Here is a 16,041-nt window from a genome sequence, read left to right on the forward strand (position 1 = left end):
CTACAAGTTTTTTAGAGGAGTGTCCCTATGGATAAGATCACACATCAGGTCCGTGCAGAGCACTGGGCCAAAATCATGAATGAATGCATAAACAGCGGAATGTCTAAAACTGCCTGGTGCAGAGCAAATGGGATTTCAGTGAAGCAGTTCTTCTACTGGCAGAGGATCCTGCGCAGGGAAGCTTTCGAAAATTCCCAGAATTCATTATTACCGGCAACTGCCGGACCGCATCAGGAAATGGCGCCGATGGTGCCAGCGACTCAAAGGGCAGTCTCTTTTACTGAGATCAAGCTTCCATCTTCTTCTCAGAACACAGCTCCGGTTTTTCATCCGGATCTCGTGATCCGGAAAGGCAGTCTCATTCTGGAGATTTCGAATTCTGCATCGGATGAGCTTCTCTCCCGGATTGGAGGGCTCCTGGGTGCTGAATAATGCAACCGGATTCCGAAAGATTTATATTGCTGCAGGATACACAGATTTACGCCGCGGGATTGATGGTCTGGCATCTATTATTAAATTCAACTTCCAGCTGGATCCATATGAAAAGGACATTCTTTTTCTCTTCTGCGGCAGGCGCAGTGACCGCATCAAGGGGCTTGTATGGGAAGGCGATGGATTCCTTCTCCTTTACAAAAGGCTGGAGCTTGGCGGTTTTAGCTGGCCTCGTACAAAAGAAGAGGCACTGGAGATCACGCCGGAACAATATCAGGCGTTGATGAAGGGGCTGGAGATCATCTCCAGACATCCGATCCAGGAAGTGTATCCTCAGGATCTCCTGTAAAGCATTGTGCAAAACGGAGAAAATCAAAAATCTTTTCGCATTCGCCGTCCAGGACAGATTGGAAGTTATCCACAGCAGAGCCTTATTGCATTCATTCAATCATGGAGTACTTACCGGCAGCAAGCTGCCGTGTGGATAAGTACTCTGAAAAACTGAAAAAACTAGTAGTTTTTTCGGCTTTTCAGAGTGTTTATCCTATGGTGAGAATGACGAACGATCTTTTTGTGTGGTTCGCTTTTTCTTTTGTTTTGCGGTACAATAGTTCCAGCAAAACAAAGGAGCACCGGACATGTCAAAGTCAAAGATCTACTCACCAGAAGAACTGAACAGCTTCAGCAAAGAGACACTCGTAGCAGTGATCCTGTCCATGCAGGATCAGCTGAGCCAGCTGAACGCAAACATGGAGCGTCTGATCGAGCAGATCGCTGACGCCAGCAATAAACGCTATGGGCGTTCTTCTGAAAAACTGGATGTCATAGCAGGCCAGTTAGAACTGGAACTCATCTTTAACGAAGCCGAAGCCCTGACGGAAACACTCTATGTCGTTGAGCCGGCTGAAGAGGATGTGATCCAGGTCAGCCGCCGGAAAAGGAAAGGGAAACGTGAGGAAGATTTAAAGGATCTTCCAATTGAAGTGATCCCTCATACTCTTTCGGATGAAAAACTGCAGGAACTCTTCGGTCCGGATGGCTGGAAGAGGCTTCCGGATGAAGTTTATAAAAGAGTCCGTGTTCAGCCGGCTGTGTACACAGTCGAAGAGCATCATGTAGCTGTCTATGCCGGCAAGGACAATCAGAGGATCGTTAAGGCAGACCGTCCGAGAGATCTGCTGCGGAACAGCATCCTGACTCCTTCTCTGGCGGCAAGTATCATGAATGCCAAGTATGTAAACGGGCTTCCTCTGTACCGGATCAGTCAGGAATTCCTGCGGAACGACATCCACATTTCCAAGCAGGTGATGGCGAACTGGATGATCCAGTGTGCGGACCGGTATCTGGGAATCCTTTATGATTATCTCCATAAAGAACTGTACCGTTTCCATGTGCTGCAGGCCGACGAAACTCCGGTCATGGTATCGAAGGATGGGCGTCCCGCAAACAGCAAGAGTTATATGTGGATCTACCGCACTGGGAAGATCTACAAAGATACGCCCATCGTCCTGTATGAATATCAGCGGACCCGAAAAGCAGACCACCCGCAAGAATTCCTGAAGGGCTTTACAGGTGTAGTTGTCTGTGACGGCTATTCCGCTTACAGGAAGCTGGACCGGGAAAATCCGGATATCACATTTGCCGGGTGCTGGACACATGCAAGGCGCTATTTCTCAGACGCTTTAAAAGCCCTTCCGAAAGCAGCACAAAAAACTGCAAAAGATACCGTTGCGTATGAAGCTGTGAAGCGGATCGGGGCCATCTATCATCTGGACAATCAGTTGGCTGCTTTGGAACCGGATGGCCGAAAGAAACAGCGGCAGATCACAGTCAAACCTCTGGTGGAGGCTTTCTTTGCGTGGGTAAAAGAGATTCAATCTTCCAATCGTCTTCCCAAAGGAAAAACACTGGAAGGGATCAACTACTGTATCAATCAGGAAGAGGCACTGAAAGTGTTCCTGAATGATGGGGAAGTTCCACTTGACAACAACGTAACAGAAGGAGCGCTCCGCAGCTTCTGCCTGCATAAACATGCGTGGAAACTGATCGACAGTATCGATGGTGCGAAATCCAGCGCGATCATCTACAGCATAACGGAAACAGCAAAGGCGAATAACCTGAATCCGTTCCGTTATCTGGACCATGTACTGACAGTTCTGAAAGACCATCAGGATGATACGGATTACAGCTTTATTGAGAAACTGCTTCCATGGTCAGATCAGTTGCCGGAAATCTGCCGGAGCAAGTCAAAAACAACCAATCTGTAAACACGGCCGCCGGAAACGGCGGTCAAAAAATGAGCCAGTACTCATGGTTTACCGTGTACTTGCATACATTTACTGGTAACACTTTAAAATTACGAAGTACATATATTATTCAAATTTATTTCCTATAAATATAAGTATAATTGCAACTAACAACATACTCCATTGAATTATACCATTAGCAGGTATCATTTTTAACATAAATAATACTACAGATGTTAATGCAATAATTTTCCCTAATATACTCAAAAATTTTCCTAATTTATCTTTTTTCATAATTTTGCCTCCATTATTCGTTGTAGATTATTCTTTTCTATCATAAATGATATTGCTTACTTTTAAAGAAATAATAATAATAACTATTGAAAATACTGAAGTAATAATAGTTATCAGATTAAAATACATATTACTATTTATGAAAATTTTAGAAATATTTATTAAGTAATTATCTAATTTATTAAATATAAAATAAAATAGGCTAAATCCAATTAAAGGTATGAAAGATATAATTCTTCCTTTAATTGCTCCATACTTATAATACGCAGGTATTTGTAATGAAATATTAATAATATAAATTACACTACTTATAAATACACCTATCATTAATTCTTGAAACTTAATATCTACACCAATAACAGTAAGTGTAATTATTTGCAGAATAATTGATACCATTAAAGAAATTATCCCTAAAGCAATAATTGATGCAAAACGTCCTGTGACACGTTGTTTTTTACTAACAGGTATAAATCCATAAAATTGTTCAATAGTATTTTTTTCTTCTGTTTCAAATGGCAAAGATGTTAGCCTTAATGAAACTATTGTAATAGCTGTTACTAATCCTCCTATTAATGATTTTGAAGATGCTGTTAACATAAGTGCTATAAGTAAAAGATAAATAGCAGTTTTAAGATATTCTTTTATCAGAATATAGTCAAATTTAACTAGTTTATATATATTATTCATTTCTTAAAATGTCTCCTTTATTAGAATAAACTATAATATCATCTATTGAAGCAGGCTCAAAAAGTAAGTTAGGATACTCTTTAACAAATTCAGTTTTGATTAATCCCTCAAATCCGCTTGAATATACTCTGGTACTAATTAATTTATTTTCTAAATCTGATACAAGTTCATCTCTACCACCTTTTGCAATTCTAAAAGCATCAATAAATTCTTCTTTTCCTCCAGAATAAATTAATCTACCTTTATGTAAATAGGTAATATAATCAGCTATCTTCTCTAAATCAGTAGTTATATGAGTAGAAAATAAGACACTACGTTTTTCGTCTTCTATATACTCTTTTAAAATATCTAATAACTCATCTCTTGAAACAGGGTCTAATCCACTTGTTGGTTCATCTAAAATTAATAATTTTGCATCATAAGATAATGCACAAGCTAACATTAATTTCATTTGCATACCTTTAGATAGTTGAGAGATTTTCTTATTAGTGGAAATATTAAATTTACTTATTAATGATTTAAATTTAATATTATCCCAATTATCATAAAATAGTCTCATTGACTTTTCTACATCTTTAATTTTCCAACTATCAACAAAGTAGTTAGAGTCAAATACCGCTCCAATATTTTTTTTAATTTCTATTTCATCTTTAATATTATTTTTACCAAATATGGCAATATCACCAGAATCTTTACTTATCATATTAAGAATAGCTTTAATTGTAGTAGTTTTTCCTGCTCCATTTTCACCTATTAATCCCATAATAAAACCATACGGTAAGCTAAAATTAATGTCTTTTAATTGAAATTCATTATAAATTTTGCCTAGATTATTTACTTCTAAAATATTATTCATCTACATTTCTCTCCTCTAATATATTTAGTAAACTATGTAAATCTTTTAATAATAAATCGGCTTGCTTAGCTAGTTTAATTGCACTTAATAAATGCTCTTCAATACCTCTAATTAATTGTTCTTTAATTAATTCAGAACTACTACCTAAAACATAACTACCTTTTCCTTGAACATTTTTAATAAATCCATCTTGTTCTAGCTCTGTGTAAGCTCTAGTAATAGTTAATACACTAATTTTTAATTCCTTTGATAGTTTTCTTAAGGAAGGTAACATATCATTATCTTCTAGGTCACCGTTTATAATTGCAGTTTTAATTTGTTCCTTTATCTGTTCATAGATAGGAATTCCAGAAATATTAGATATAATTATTTTAATAATTTTCAGCTCCTTTCATATAAAACTATAACAACTGTTATTGTATTATATATAACAGCATAACAGTTTCCTTTTATATCATCAATATATTTTCAATTTTTTCTCTATTTCAAATAAATTTATGTAACTATAAATGAGCAAGTTCGTGATTTTGCATAAAAGAAAGACACCTCGATTCCATGTGTTGTATAATGAAAGTGCCAAAACAAACATTTGCAACATTTACGAAAGAAGGTGTCTCTCGCAAATACTATACATCATTCCTCATTCATATACAACCAGTTTAAAAAATTAAACTTATGCAAATTTTATTCGAACCGAGTAATAAACCATCTTATGAGTATCCTAATCAGTATTTTCATTTTAGGATATCATGGAAAAACTACGGACTTTGCTAAAAACAGTTCCTGCCACAGAACTACGATTGCCCATTTTCTCAATTCCGGAAAATGGGATGATTCATTACTTTCAGATACGTTAAAATGCTCTGTCATTGAGATTATTTATTCAGAAGCAGCACGCACCGGAAAGCCTGTTTTCTGCATTGTGGACGATACGATTGCTTCAAAGACAAAGCCTTCGTCACGGGCTTTACATCCGATTGAAGATGCGTATTTTCACCAATCCCATTTAAAGGGAAAACAGGACTACGGGCATCAGGCAGTTGCTGTTATGCTTTCCTGCAATGGCATTGTTCTGAACTATGCTTTTGTAATGTACAATAAGTCAATTTCCAAGATTGACATTGTACAAAGCATTGCAAAGGAGCTGCCTGTTCCACCGGTAATGTCCTATTTTCTTTGCGACTGCTGGTATGTTTCTGAAAAGATAATCAATACCTTTGCACAGAGAGGGTTCCATACCATCGGTGCTTTGAAAACAAACCGTTTGCTGTATCCATCGGGAATGAAAAAGAAACTTCGTGAACTGGCCGCCGAATTGTCTGTTACACATCGTGAATTTGACCTTGTGACAGTCAAAAAACGAAACTATTATGTGTAGGTGCCTATTTGGCTATGAATGCCTTATCAGATAAGCAAATAGAAAAAGCTTATTTTGTTTCCCCTGTTGTAAATATGGAAAAACTAATTACAAATATGATGTTTTGGGCAAATGTTACAGAAGATAAACTTCGAGATAAAAAAGAAATTAAAACAAGTTTTGGAGAGACACTTTCATGGGATTATCTCTGTTATGTGAGAGAAAACCCAATTACATGGAAAATTCCAACACATATTTTATTTGGCGAAAAAGATAATTTAACTTCTTATTCGACTATATCTGAATTTGCAAAACAAGCCAACGCGACACTTACTGTTATGAAAAATGGAGAACATTGGTTTCATACAGATGAGCAAATGAAATTTCTTGATGATTGGATAAACAATCTTCTCGATAAATCCTAAGTTGTAGTGCAGAAAATTGGAATTGCCAGGTTCACCAGGGGCGTGGATAAATATAAAACTGGGGGACTTGATTTCTCGCATCCCCCAGTGTATAATGAACTCAGAAAGGTAATCAGATGCAAGATCTGATGCCCTCAGTTAATTCAGTATTTCATAGAAATAGCATCCTTGACTTTGGACGGTACAGGATGCTATTTCTTATTATGTCGATTATCTATGTAAATCAAAGCCGCAAAAATAACTAACAGTAAAGTCAGGACTTCTGTGATAGTCATGGGCATCACCCTCCTTTTTTACTAGAGGGCAAGATCGAAAAGCATCCGTCTTTCTGGTTCAATTATACCGGAATAGTATAGCATGACGCATCGCTATGAGCAATAAAAATATATGGAAAGAAACGGCAATATTGCAAAATTCACTTTGTTGCGCTGCCGCTTTTTTTATAGGTTCTGCCGGATAATCCGGGTGATCAGGCCCACCGCCACATTGCGCTCCTCATCAATATGCGTAACGACAAAGGATACCTCATCCTTTTTTCCTACGGTACGGGGATCATAGCAGGAATGGGCGATGGCGTTGACGCCAATCGAGAGCCGGACGAATACGGTGCCTTTGTGGATATCTTCCACAACACCGGCATATTTGCCCTGGACTTTGCATTTCTTCATGTTTTCCTTGCTGGTATTGCCTTCTACGCTTTTGACATCCGCATGGACGGTAATCTGCTCCGGAGACTCTGCCTTTACATCCAGGATCCGCACCAGGATGTGATCCCCCACACGGAACCGCTCCCTGGCGTCTCCCAGCCAGTCAAAGGACAGATCCCTTGCCAGGATGGAAGTCTCCACGCCAAAAATTTCAGCACGGACAACCTTTTCTGCCACAGCGATCACTCTGGCCTGCACGATGCGGTCTTCGCAGACCTTGGGCTTTCCGGATGCATCTGTATCCAGATAGAAAATCTGGCGTTTCTTCAGCATGGCTTCCTTCCGGCTTGCCACAATGCTGCGTGTCTTGGTATCTAATCCTTTCACAAGAAAATCAATCTCACATCCCAGCATATTATTGAGGATTTTGTTTTGCCGCAGGGAAAGTTCCCCGTAATCGTGGGCGTTATCCTGGACAAGATTCAGCATCATTTCCGAGATGGGGATGACGGTACGGAAGTCCTTATAGTAGACAATGGCAATCAGACTGCCGGCCTCCGTTTTTTCAATGCCGCCCAGTTTCCCGGTAAGGATTTTCCGGGTGCGGTAGGCGTTCTGGATCTCGTGCCAGATGAGATCCGCTTTGGACTGCGGCGTTTCCAGCTGAGCATCGGCGTCCAGGGTAAGGATAGATGTTGCATGGTTCAGTTCGTTTGGCATAAGCTGCCTCCTTTCATAAATCAAGACATTATGGAATCTTTATCCAGCGGAACAATCTCCTCTGGAAACTCCGGAAATTCTTCCGGCAGGTCACTAAGCTCTTCCGGCTGCCCGGAAGGGTAAGCGTGTTTGTCCGGTTCCCGTCGAAGCGGTTTCTCCTGAGAGGGAAAGGCAGGGCGTCTGCCGCTGCGGCCAGGCCGGGGCTTTTTCTTTAAATTCTCCGCAAGAGTCGGTGTATAGTCGTATTCTTCCTGCTCGGCCATCGCCCGCCACTGGGGAACATGGTCTGCCGCCTTTCTTGGAATCAGTTTTTTGGAATCCGGGTGGAGCGTATAATCGTATTTCTCCACTTCCAGGATTTTCTGTCCCCGCAGGATGATAAGTGCCTTATTTAAGGGCAGCCGCTGAATCTCATCCGGTGTTAAGAGCTTGCGCTTCCCGATGGATCTGGTCTGCCGGTACTCCGGCGTGTAGTCCGACACCCGCCAGGAATTGAGCTGCTTCGCTTCGCTGCTGACTCCAACCGTCACATCTCCGGACCGGTTGGATATAAAGGTGGCGGTCACTTCATCGGTACAGCCTAAGAATAACTGGCTGTCACAATTCCCGATAATTTCCTGCCATTGGTTCAGCGGATACCGGTTCTGCATCTGGGGCAGATTCTGGAAAATACAGGAAATGCTTAAGTTTCGGCTCCGGATAACAGAAATCTTTTTATTCAGCTCCAAAATGGCGCCGGTATTGGCCAGCTCGTCCGCTAGAATATGTACCGGAACCGGCAGCTTTCCGTCCTTCCCCTCTTTGTCCGCAAAACGGACCAGCTTGATAAAGATAAAAGTCATGAACAGGGAGGAGAGGAAATCAAAGGTGCTGTCCTGGTCTGAGGTGATGCAGAAATACGCACATTTCTGCTTGCCTGGCAGTGTCAGGTCGATCTCGTCATAGGAGGTGATCTGCCGGATTAGCTTATTTTGGAACACCTGCAGCCTGGCGCCCAACCCGATGATGACGCCGGAGCGCACTGTGTCGCTGGCCTGCTTATAGATGCAGTAAGGCACTTTTGCCGGATGGGATACCGGGAGCAAGTCAAACAGGCTGTTCAGTTCTTTCTCGGAACTCATAGTCAGCAGCTTGTACACTTGTCCGATATTTTTGACTTCCGGCGGGAAACCCTGGTCTACATACAGAACCAGGGCTTTCAGCAGGTTCATCTCCGCATTATCCCAGAAATGATCCCCTTTAGCAGAGCCGGTATTCTGGATGATGACATCCGCCAAGACCTGAGCCATTGTCTCAGACCCGTTAATCTCCATAAGACAGTTCCAGCTGTCGGAGTTTTCCGGGTTGACCAGGTTGAAACATTTGACGGTATAGCCTTCATTCTCCAGATACACGGACATACTTTCATAGAGTTCGGATTTCGGATCGGTAATGATGAGACTTTCTCCTGGTCCGTCAATTCCGCGGGCAACACTTTGGAAGATAGCATTTCGGACATAGGCACGGCTCTTCATGGAGCCGCTGGAGCCGTAGACTGCCACATTCCGATTCATATAGGTGTGGTAGGGCAGGCAGACGGCTTTGCCGTTCAGCTTGCCTAAGATGGTGCCTTTGCTCTTCTTTACATCAGAAGTCAGCTCCAGGACTTTATGCATTTCCTCCGGCGTCATGAAACCGGAGGTTCCATAGGTTCCTTTGGTCGAGTAGTTCAGGTTCCGTTCCCGGTCTGCGACTTCGCCGTTGCGGTCATAGCCCATTCGCATGAGCAAAAAAATCAGCAGCCCAAATACCACAAGGCAGATCCCAATCCCATGCAGGTTATACGGAAAATCGGTGACTGCCTGGAAACAGGCTGCCGGATGCGGGGATGGCATCTGTGGGGAACTGCCATTGCCCGGCGTGTTACCAGCGGCAGTCCAGATGCGATAGTTTCGGATAAACTGAGCGATATAGCCGCCTGCATATAAGGTGCAGAGGCTGATGGGAAGCAGATAAATGAGCTTCCACCATTTACGGTTCATGCAAAAACCCCTTTCTAAACTTAGTGAGGTCAATACTGGAGAACCGAATGTCGGCGGTCAGATACCGTTTTAGACAGGGGATTTGGAAATCAAAGCAGATCATCATCCCCTTTCTGCCATATACATTCAGCCCGGTATTGAATCGGTTAATTCGGTGCAAGTCAAAATCATATGCAAGAACCGCAGGGTTCCCGGAAGCGTCCACCCCATCATGGTCGATGGGAAGGTCTGGCTGCCGGGAACCTAAATCGGATAACAGTAACTGGTCCAGCTGTTTCATGAGCCGTGGCCGGACCAGCAGTTTCAAAAGCGTTTCACCTTCCGGTGTGTTTGGCAGATAGTGAAAGTGTTCATAGGATGTATCCGCTACAAACAGACTCTTTTTGTATCCGCCGGTACTGGTCAGGAGCTGGTAAGCGGTGTCCATGTCCTTCCCGGTCAGGATCGCCCGGACTTTCGGATGTCCCGTATAGGGGAAATCCTGCAGGTAATGCTGCAGGAAGGCGTTCAGCCGTACCTCTGTCCGGTATTCCCACTTGAGTACATGGTCACCGGTGTTATACAGTGCATAGGCACAGTGGGGAGCAAGCAGCACCCCCATGCTCCGGGAATTTCTGATCTTGGTTGCCTCTGAACCGATGTGCTTAAACTCCCGTGATGAGTAAAAAAGGGGCAGGTTCCCCATAGTGAGGATACCGGCTTCGCGGCCTTCCCTGAAAATATCCGGTTTCTGGTCAGCAAAGAACGGGATGCCGGCGCTTAGGAGAGTCAGATAGGTTTCTGCTTTCTGGTACAGACGCAGCCGACGGGTTACTTCGCTTCGGACCTGATTGGTTTCGGTATTCCCGGTGAGGAAGTCACGGAAACGCTCCGGATTTTGAGCAAGGAGCATCTGTTTAGCCCGTCCGGTCAGACGATAGCCCCTTAAATGATCCCGATAGTGAGTCCGCAGCAGTTTTTGTGCCTTTAACTCTGTAATGAGCTTTTCTCCATAAGAGGGGCTTGGGATCAGACGGGTAAGCTGGTCAGCAGGAAATTCCCCACTAAGAGCGACCATTTCCAAGAGCCTGTATTTCTGGGAGGTAGAAGGATACAAAATCAGTCACCCCTCCTTCCGGTAGTTACCCATGTAAGTCTGTACTTGGGTAAAAAGTTGTGCTTCCCGGCAAACAAAAAAAGCAGGGATTTCCTGCTTTCAAAGGATGTTTTACCAATGTCGGATAAAATGATGGAAAAATCATGAAATTTCCGATATGGTTTCAATCTCGTTTTTTCGTCCTTTCAGCCACTGGGGAAACCGGGATTTTCCCATCACATAGATGACAGTATGATCCGTATCTCCCAGCTCCGTGGTGTGGTAGGAGTCGCAGTAAAGCCCGCTGTCATCCACCATGATATAGGTGGCAATCGTGTCCAGAAGCTGTTTGAACTCCAGGTTATCGTAATCACGTACCCGGTCAAATGGGCCGTTCCGGTCATAGATCTGGCTGAAGCAGACCACACATTCCCGGTACAGGGGAAGGGAATGGACCGTCAGGTAGTTCTGCAGCGCATAGTTCAGCGGCTCATGGAGAAAGGCAGCGTTGACGTGCTGCTTTCTTTTGGGAAGCAGGCCCGGAAGCGTAATGGAGATCAGATCTTCGTCCTGGCAGATCTCAATCCCTTGGGCATCAGCCGCATCCTTTAAATATCCGCCCCGTTTTTCCGGGGCGGCCAGACAGACCAGGTTCCGCATCTGGCAGGCGATCCGCTCAGCACGCAGCGCAGCGTTCATACTCAGCTCCCCGTAGTTTTCCGGATATGTACGAATATCAGTGGTTTTCAGGGCAAAAACGGTGTTGTTGAGTTTCTGGATCTCTCCTTCCAGCTTCGCAAGCCGTTCATAGAGTATTTTCTGGTTTGAAATGGTGTATTACCTCCTTCCGTAGTAGCTGACAGAGCCGGAGTCATCCACGACACAGAAAGCAAGCACTCCTTCAATCGAGAGTTTCGCCGCCTGCTGGATATTTTCCAGCATCACAAGACGCAACACATCGTGGCGGGGAATGGATTTCATCACATGATCCACTAAAATTTCCTGTTCCAGCGGCACATAGAGGATTTCATATTCCTCATTCTCTGAAAAGAAGTGAAGTTTAACAGGAAAATCCCCGCTGGTATGGAATACGATGGGCTTTTCAAAATCCAGTAAAACCCAGAAGGCGGCAATCGTGCCTCGATCCGGGTTTTTGGCAGCCTCCGGGCTGTCACATAACAGGCCGGCTTCCTTATCATGATAAATCCTCCCCTGCTTGACCAGGCTGGTGATCAGCGACTTGATGGAGTCCTGGTTACCAAACATCTTCATTACCTGCTCATACTTCAGGGCATGGTAGGTGGTCAGGAAGCGCAGGAGCTTTTCTCCTTCCCTGTGGTATATCTGATCTCTTGTTTTCATGCCGGATTTCCTCCGTTCAATAGAATGTGCGTGTGCTGTACGTAGAGCATACGTAGAAATTTCTACTTATTATATATGTAGGCTGTACGTACAGCAGTCAGCGTTGGTTTATGGGTACAAAAAAAGCACCGCCGAGGGTGCTGTAAAAAGAAAACTATAAGCAATACCTATTGTAGCATGGGTAAATTTACCCTGCAATCGCAGAACCGGGACAATCCTATGCCGGAGCTGTGCCACTTCCTACTCCGGGAAGAATTTATTCAGGGTGTCTATGGTTTCCTTTGCCGTATAGCCCCAGAGGATGCTGCTCAGAGCTTCTATCGCCAGGTGGCGTTTCCGGTAGTAAGTACGGTAGGAGATATTGGGAATGTGCTGCTCCAGCTTTTCCAGGATTTCTTCCGTGTTCTTCAGCTGCTGTGGAGAAAGAAAGGCATAGTAGAGGATCCAGTAATACTGCTCCCCGTATTTGTGGTTATTCCGCAGAAGATCTACGGAAGACTCCAGCAGCTTCAGCATCCGGTTGCTCCGCTCAATGCTTTTGGCACGTTCCGCAATATCACTTCCTGCCAGGTCTGCCCCGGCTGCATAAATGGAGTCCAGGAACTCATCAATGCTGGAACCGTACTGCACCTTGAACTGGTTCTCCATCTGGTGAACGACCACTTTCAGGCTGTATGTGGCATCCCGGTAACGGCGCAGGAACTGGTACGTATCATGAAACCGGGGATTTTCTTCCGGTGCTGGAAAGTCCTGTCCTTTACGCTTCGGCATACAGATCACCTCCTTCCTGACTTCCGGTTCCCGGATTTTCCGGTACTTGCGGGGGAAGATCCGGCAGTAAGATTTCCGGTGGTTCCATCTTGTGCATCCTTTTAGCCCGCTGTCCTGTCCTGCTCTCTTTCGGAAGGGCAGTGTTCGCCAGTACGGTTCGGTGCTGCTGTCCGGTCTTCTTTTCAGGCTCCAGCTTTGCAGACTCCGACCTGGGTTCTATGGTCAGCTCAAACCGGTAGTTTGCGGCTCCAAAGGGGCAGATAATATTTAGACCAATTACAGGTATACTATCCTTGCAGTCTGATAAAGGAGATAATATATACCTGGTCCGTGGACAGTGACAGCAGGAAATCCCTTGTGTATCCAGGAGTTTGGCGACTTTTTTGACCATGTAGCGGATGTGCGAAATTGGAACGCAGGGAATGGGATTTGAAACAGTAATCTGTTCATCCGTCACCGTTTCTGGTACGCACACAGACTCTGGTTCTGCGGGTTCCTCTGCAGGTGTTTCTTTTGGAATGTAAATCGGCAGTTTCATTTTCATGGCGATCTCCTCCTTGTCAATCAGTACGTCGCTGATGTTAAACATAATGGAAAGGTAATTGTTTAGGTATATCATGCTCCCGTGATTTCCACGGAAGGATACCAGGGTGATCAGGTTCATCTTCTCCAGCTTTTTTAATAGCCTTGAGACAGTAGGTTTAGAATGTCCCCAACGATCTCCCAGTGTCTGGAAGCTGGTCAGAGGGGAACCGGTATTATTCCGATAATAAACGACAGGGCCGGTGTCAGAGCAGAGGACAGACGGATCATTGTATACAGCGTGGATCCACAGGTCGAGCAGAATGTCCATCTCCGAGCATTTGCCTGCCTGGATCAGCTTGTGAGCTTTTCCAATAGGGAAAAAGAAGAAACCAGTATCCTTTTTGCAGGGATAATTGTATTTCAGGGCAGTATTATCATTCTGCCAGTCGGTAATCTGGAATTTGACCAGACGGTTTTTCTCCAGCAGGGAATAGGTAATGCAGCCTTCCTCCTGGAGATGCTTCAGGATGGATATGGCCTGATGTTGGAACCGGCAGCGAAACCAATCCTGCAGTTCTGAGATGCTGCAGATCCATTCTCCAGGTGAGAGCGTATAAGTGAGCTGCTCCATGCGCCGGTTTGAATTGCTGTAATTGGCGTAGGAGCAAAGAATCAGATACCAGAAAAGAAAAGAGCCTCCGGTGGTTCGGATGCTCCTGTCATTTAATAAGGTCTGTATGAAGTTGCGGTAGATCCGGCAGCGTGGAAAATCTACGATTTGTTTGAGTTCTAATTGATATTCCATAAGGGCTCTCCTTTGCTTAAAATATTTGTGTTTTCAGGTACGGTGTGGTAAGATTTTATATGAGAAATTATATAATATCATATATTTTTCAGATGACACGTTATTTTATTACGGGTAAAATTCAGAATGTCTAGTTTTGCGTGTCGGCGTTCCTGAGAGGTGGTACAATCTGCTAATCAAATGGCGGATGTACCGGATTCCAGTCCGTTTGCTGCTAACAACCTGCTAATTTCACACCAGGATACAAGAAGAAACGAGATGGAACTTGAGGTTATTCCATCCCGTTTCAAAAGGCTAAAATGTCCAGGAAAATAGGGCGTTCCAGGACATTAGAGGAGTCTTTGTTATACGCTGGTTGATTTGGTTGTGGTTTCTCCTAAGACTCAATTATAGGTTCGATTCCTATACGAGACGGTAGATATAAGCGGGAATTATTAGCTGGAAAGGCTTTAATAATTACCCGCTTATCTCATTTTCTGAAGAAGAAAATTACCCTGAATGGGATGAAAATCCAGCTAATACACTGTCAAAAATTAGCGGATCTGGCTAATAAAAAAGCTTTGTGGCTAATAATTTTTTTCCAGGCAGATCAGCTAATAACAGTGCTCAGTTAAATGTCAGCCTGTATTTAAAATAGTAAAACATGGTAAAAGCGTGGTATGCGGACTGCACATTTTTCAGAGGTTCATCTGGAAGCCGATACAATATCAATTACATATAATAGTCAAACGGGAAGCTCGTTTGGATCAGATTTACAAAACTGATCTGAACGAGCTTTTTTCGTATCAGAGGAAAGGAGAAAAATTGGAAGAAAAAGAGAAAGTTATTGAAATTGAGATTGAGAGGCTTCGAGACTTTAAAGAGCATCCGTTTCATGTAAAAGATGATAAGGAGATGTCTCTTCTTAAAGAAAGTATCAAAAATTACGGAATTCTAAGTCCATTAATTGTTAGACCTGTTCTGGATGGCGTGTATGAAATAGTATCAGGTCATCGGAGAAAATATGCCGCACAGCAGTTAGGCTATTATAAGTTGCCGGTGATCATCAGAGTAATGAATGATGATGAGGCCATTATTTCTATGGTGGATTCTAATCTCCAAAGAGAACGAATCAGATACAGTGAAAAAGCATTTGCCTACAAGATGAAAAATGAGGCAATGAAAAGAAAAGGCGGTCGAAAAAAAAGTCAATTTGACCACAAATTAAAAGGAAAAAAAACTATTGAGCTTATTGGAGAAGAATATGGAGACAGTCCGAAACAGGTTCAGCGCTTTATTAAGATAACAGAACTGATACCGGAATTGCTTCAGCAGTTGGATGATGAAATGATAGGCTTTAATCCGGCAGTAGAGATCAATAGCCGTTCTATATATTCAGTGCGTCTGTGCTTGTGCGGCCAGTATGTTTTTTATGGGGATACTTTGTTTTACAGCTACAAATTTACTGCGAAATATAGGAATCGGTATTGGCTGCGTGTTTCTTTTATGGTTGTTTTTAACATCATCAATCACTCGCATACTGCCGCAATTATTACAGCTGTTCAAATTATCAGGAGAAGTTGTTCAAGATGGTTTTTTAACTCCTTATTGGCCTAGCAGAATATTGTATGCTGTGGTTGCTATTGGACTTTTGTTTCTGAACTTATATCTGGTAAATAAGCAGCCAGATTACAACAAGAAAGGATGGTGTAAACATGGGAATAAAGGTAAGTAATTTAACCCGTTGTGCTAGTTAAAATAAGAAACTCCAACAAAATGTGCTATTCTATTTATAGGGAATATAAATAAGAAAGGGGGCATCATTATGTTGAAGTTTCA

Annotated in this window: 17 protein-coding genes; 6 read left to right on the forward strand and 11 right to left on the reverse strand. The window is 43.2% G+C overall.

Annotated elements, in window-relative coordinates:
- The first annotated feature begins 27 nt into the window (after positions 1 to 27).
- From tnpA to tnpC, 3 genes are all read left to right on the forward strand, one after another.
- Positions 28 to 432: an IS66 family insertion sequence element accessory protein TnpA gene (tnpA, locus tag B5F07_RS21340; RefSeq protein ID WP_070090334.1), complete on the forward strand. Its 405-nt coding sequence runs from the start codon at positions 28 to 30 to the stop codon at positions 430 to 432.
- Positions 422 to 781: an IS66 family insertion sequence element accessory protein TnpB gene (tnpB, locus tag B5F07_RS21345; RefSeq protein WP_204248878.1), complete on the forward strand. Its 360-nt coding sequence runs from the start codon at positions 422 to 424 to the stop codon at positions 779 to 781. The genes tnpA and tnpB overlap by 11 nt, the downstream gene beginning before the upstream one ends.
- A gap of 289 nt (positions 782 to 1,070) precedes the next feature.
- A complete protein-coding gene (gene tnpC / locus B5F07_RS21350) occupies positions 1,071 to 2,699 on the forward strand; it encodes an IS66 family transposase (protein WP_087163216.1) in 1,629 nt (542 codons plus the stop codon).
- A 105-nt stretch (positions 2,700 to 2,804) separates the two neighbouring features.
- Here tnpC and B5F07_RS22750 read toward each other — a convergent pair whose 3' ends face one another.
- From B5F07_RS22750 to B5F07_RS21365, 4 genes are read right to left on the reverse strand one after another with little or no spacing between them, the layout of a single operon-like run.
- The gene (locus B5F07_RS22750; protein ID WP_162613197.1) at positions 2,805 to 2,972 is read right to left on the reverse strand and encodes a hypothetical protein; all 168 of its coding nucleotides are present in this window, start codon (positions 2,970 to 2,972) and stop codon (positions 2,805 to 2,807) included.
- A gap of 27 nt (positions 2,973 to 2,999) precedes the next feature.
- Positions 3,000 to 3,659, reverse strand: coding sequence for an ABC-2 transporter permease (locus B5F07_RS21355; protein ID WP_054352623.1), 660 nt, complete (start codon positions 3,657 to 3,659; stop codon positions 3,000 to 3,002).
- On the reverse strand, positions 3,652 to 4,515 hold the full coding sequence (locus tag B5F07_RS21360) for an ABC transporter ATP-binding protein (protein WP_087163217.1): 864 nt from the start codon (positions 4,513 to 4,515) through the stop codon (positions 3,652 to 3,654). Before B5F07_RS21360 ends, B5F07_RS21355 begins: the two co-directional genes overlap by 8 nt.
- Positions 4,508 to 4,900 carry a winged helix-turn-helix domain-containing protein gene (locus tag B5F07_RS21365; RefSeq protein WP_330397932.1) on the reverse strand — a complete coding sequence of 131 codons (393 nt, stop codon included), beginning with the start codon at positions 4,898 to 4,900 and terminating at the stop codon, positions 4,508 to 4,510. Before B5F07_RS21365 ends, B5F07_RS21360 begins: the two co-directional genes overlap by 8 nt.
- Positions 4,901 to 5,227: 327 nt before the next feature.
- Between B5F07_RS21365 and B5F07_RS21370 the strand changes: the two genes are divergently transcribed.
- Together B5F07_RS21370 and B5F07_RS21375 are read left to right on the forward strand one after the other, a co-directional pair.
- Positions 5,228 to 5,893 (forward strand): transposase, encoded by a 666-nt coding sequence (locus B5F07_RS21370; protein ID WP_087163218.1) that lies wholly within the window; start codon positions 5,228 to 5,230, stop codon positions 5,891 to 5,893.
- An 8-nt stretch (positions 5,894 to 5,901) separates the two neighbouring features.
- Entirely contained in the window at positions 5,902 to 6,297 is a 396-nt protein-coding gene (locus B5F07_RS21375; protein ID WP_330397930.1) for an alpha/beta hydrolase, read from the forward strand.
- 440 nt (positions 6,298 to 6,737) lie between these two features.
- On the opposite strand, the gene B5F07_RS21380 is transcribed toward B5F07_RS21375, so the two are convergent.
- The 7 genes from B5F07_RS21380 to B5F07_RS21410 all read right to left on the reverse strand — a co-directional run bounded on the left by B5F07_RS21380 (position 6,738) and on the right by B5F07_RS21410 (position 14,223).
- Positions 6,738 to 7,664: a hypothetical protein gene (locus tag B5F07_RS21380; protein ID WP_054352625.1), complete on the reverse strand. Its 927-nt coding sequence runs from the start codon at positions 7,662 to 7,664 to the stop codon at positions 6,738 to 6,740.
- A 20-nt stretch (positions 7,665 to 7,684) separates the two neighbouring features.
- Complete coding sequence (locus B5F07_RS21385) at positions 7,685 to 9,685, reverse strand: VirD4-like conjugal transfer protein, CD1115 family (protein ID WP_087163219.1); 2,001 nt, start codon at positions 9,683 to 9,685, stop codon at positions 7,685 to 7,687.
- Positions 9,675 to 10,781 carry a hypothetical protein gene (locus B5F07_RS21390; protein ID WP_306438876.1) on the reverse strand — a complete coding sequence of 369 codons (1,107 nt, stop codon included), beginning with the start codon at positions 10,779 to 10,781 and terminating at the stop codon, positions 9,675 to 9,677. Before B5F07_RS21390 ends, B5F07_RS21385 begins: the two co-directional genes overlap by 11 nt.
- A gap of 141 nt (positions 10,782 to 10,922) precedes the next feature.
- A complete protein-coding gene (locus B5F07_RS21395) occupies positions 10,923 to 11,591 on the reverse strand; it encodes a DUF6100 family protein (RefSeq protein ID WP_087163220.1) in 669 nt (222 codons plus the stop codon).
- Between the two features lie 6 nt (positions 11,592 to 11,597).
- Entirely contained in the window at positions 11,598 to 12,122 is a 525-nt protein-coding gene (locus tag B5F07_RS21400) for a DUF5697 family protein (protein ID WP_054352626.1), read from the reverse strand.
- Between the two features lie 240 nt (positions 12,123 to 12,362).
- Positions 12,363 to 12,893: a hypothetical protein gene (locus B5F07_RS21405; RefSeq protein WP_054352627.1), complete on the reverse strand. Its 531-nt coding sequence runs from the start codon at positions 12,891 to 12,893 to the stop codon at positions 12,363 to 12,365.
- The gene (locus B5F07_RS21410; protein ID WP_235853290.1) at positions 12,880 to 14,223 is read right to left on the reverse strand and encodes a MarR family transcriptional regulator; all 1,344 of its coding nucleotides are present in this window, start codon (positions 14,221 to 14,223) and stop codon (positions 12,880 to 12,882) included. The genes B5F07_RS21405 and B5F07_RS21410 overlap by 14 nt, the downstream gene beginning before the upstream one ends.
- 750 nt (positions 14,224 to 14,973) lie before the next feature.
- Between B5F07_RS21410 and B5F07_RS21415 the strand changes: the two genes are divergently transcribed.
- On the forward strand, positions 14,974 to 15,819 hold the full coding sequence (locus tag B5F07_RS21415) for a ParB/RepB/Spo0J family partition protein (protein WP_442911420.1): 846 nt from the start codon (positions 14,974 to 14,976) through the stop codon (positions 15,817 to 15,819).
- The last annotated feature ends 222 nt before the right edge of the window (positions 15,820 to 16,041 follow it).

The organism is Lachnoclostridium sp. An169, from assembly GCF_002160525.1.
Taxonomy (GTDB): Bacteria; Bacillota; Clostridia; order Lachnospirales; family Lachnospiraceae; genus Mediterraneibacter; species Mediterraneibacter cottocaccae.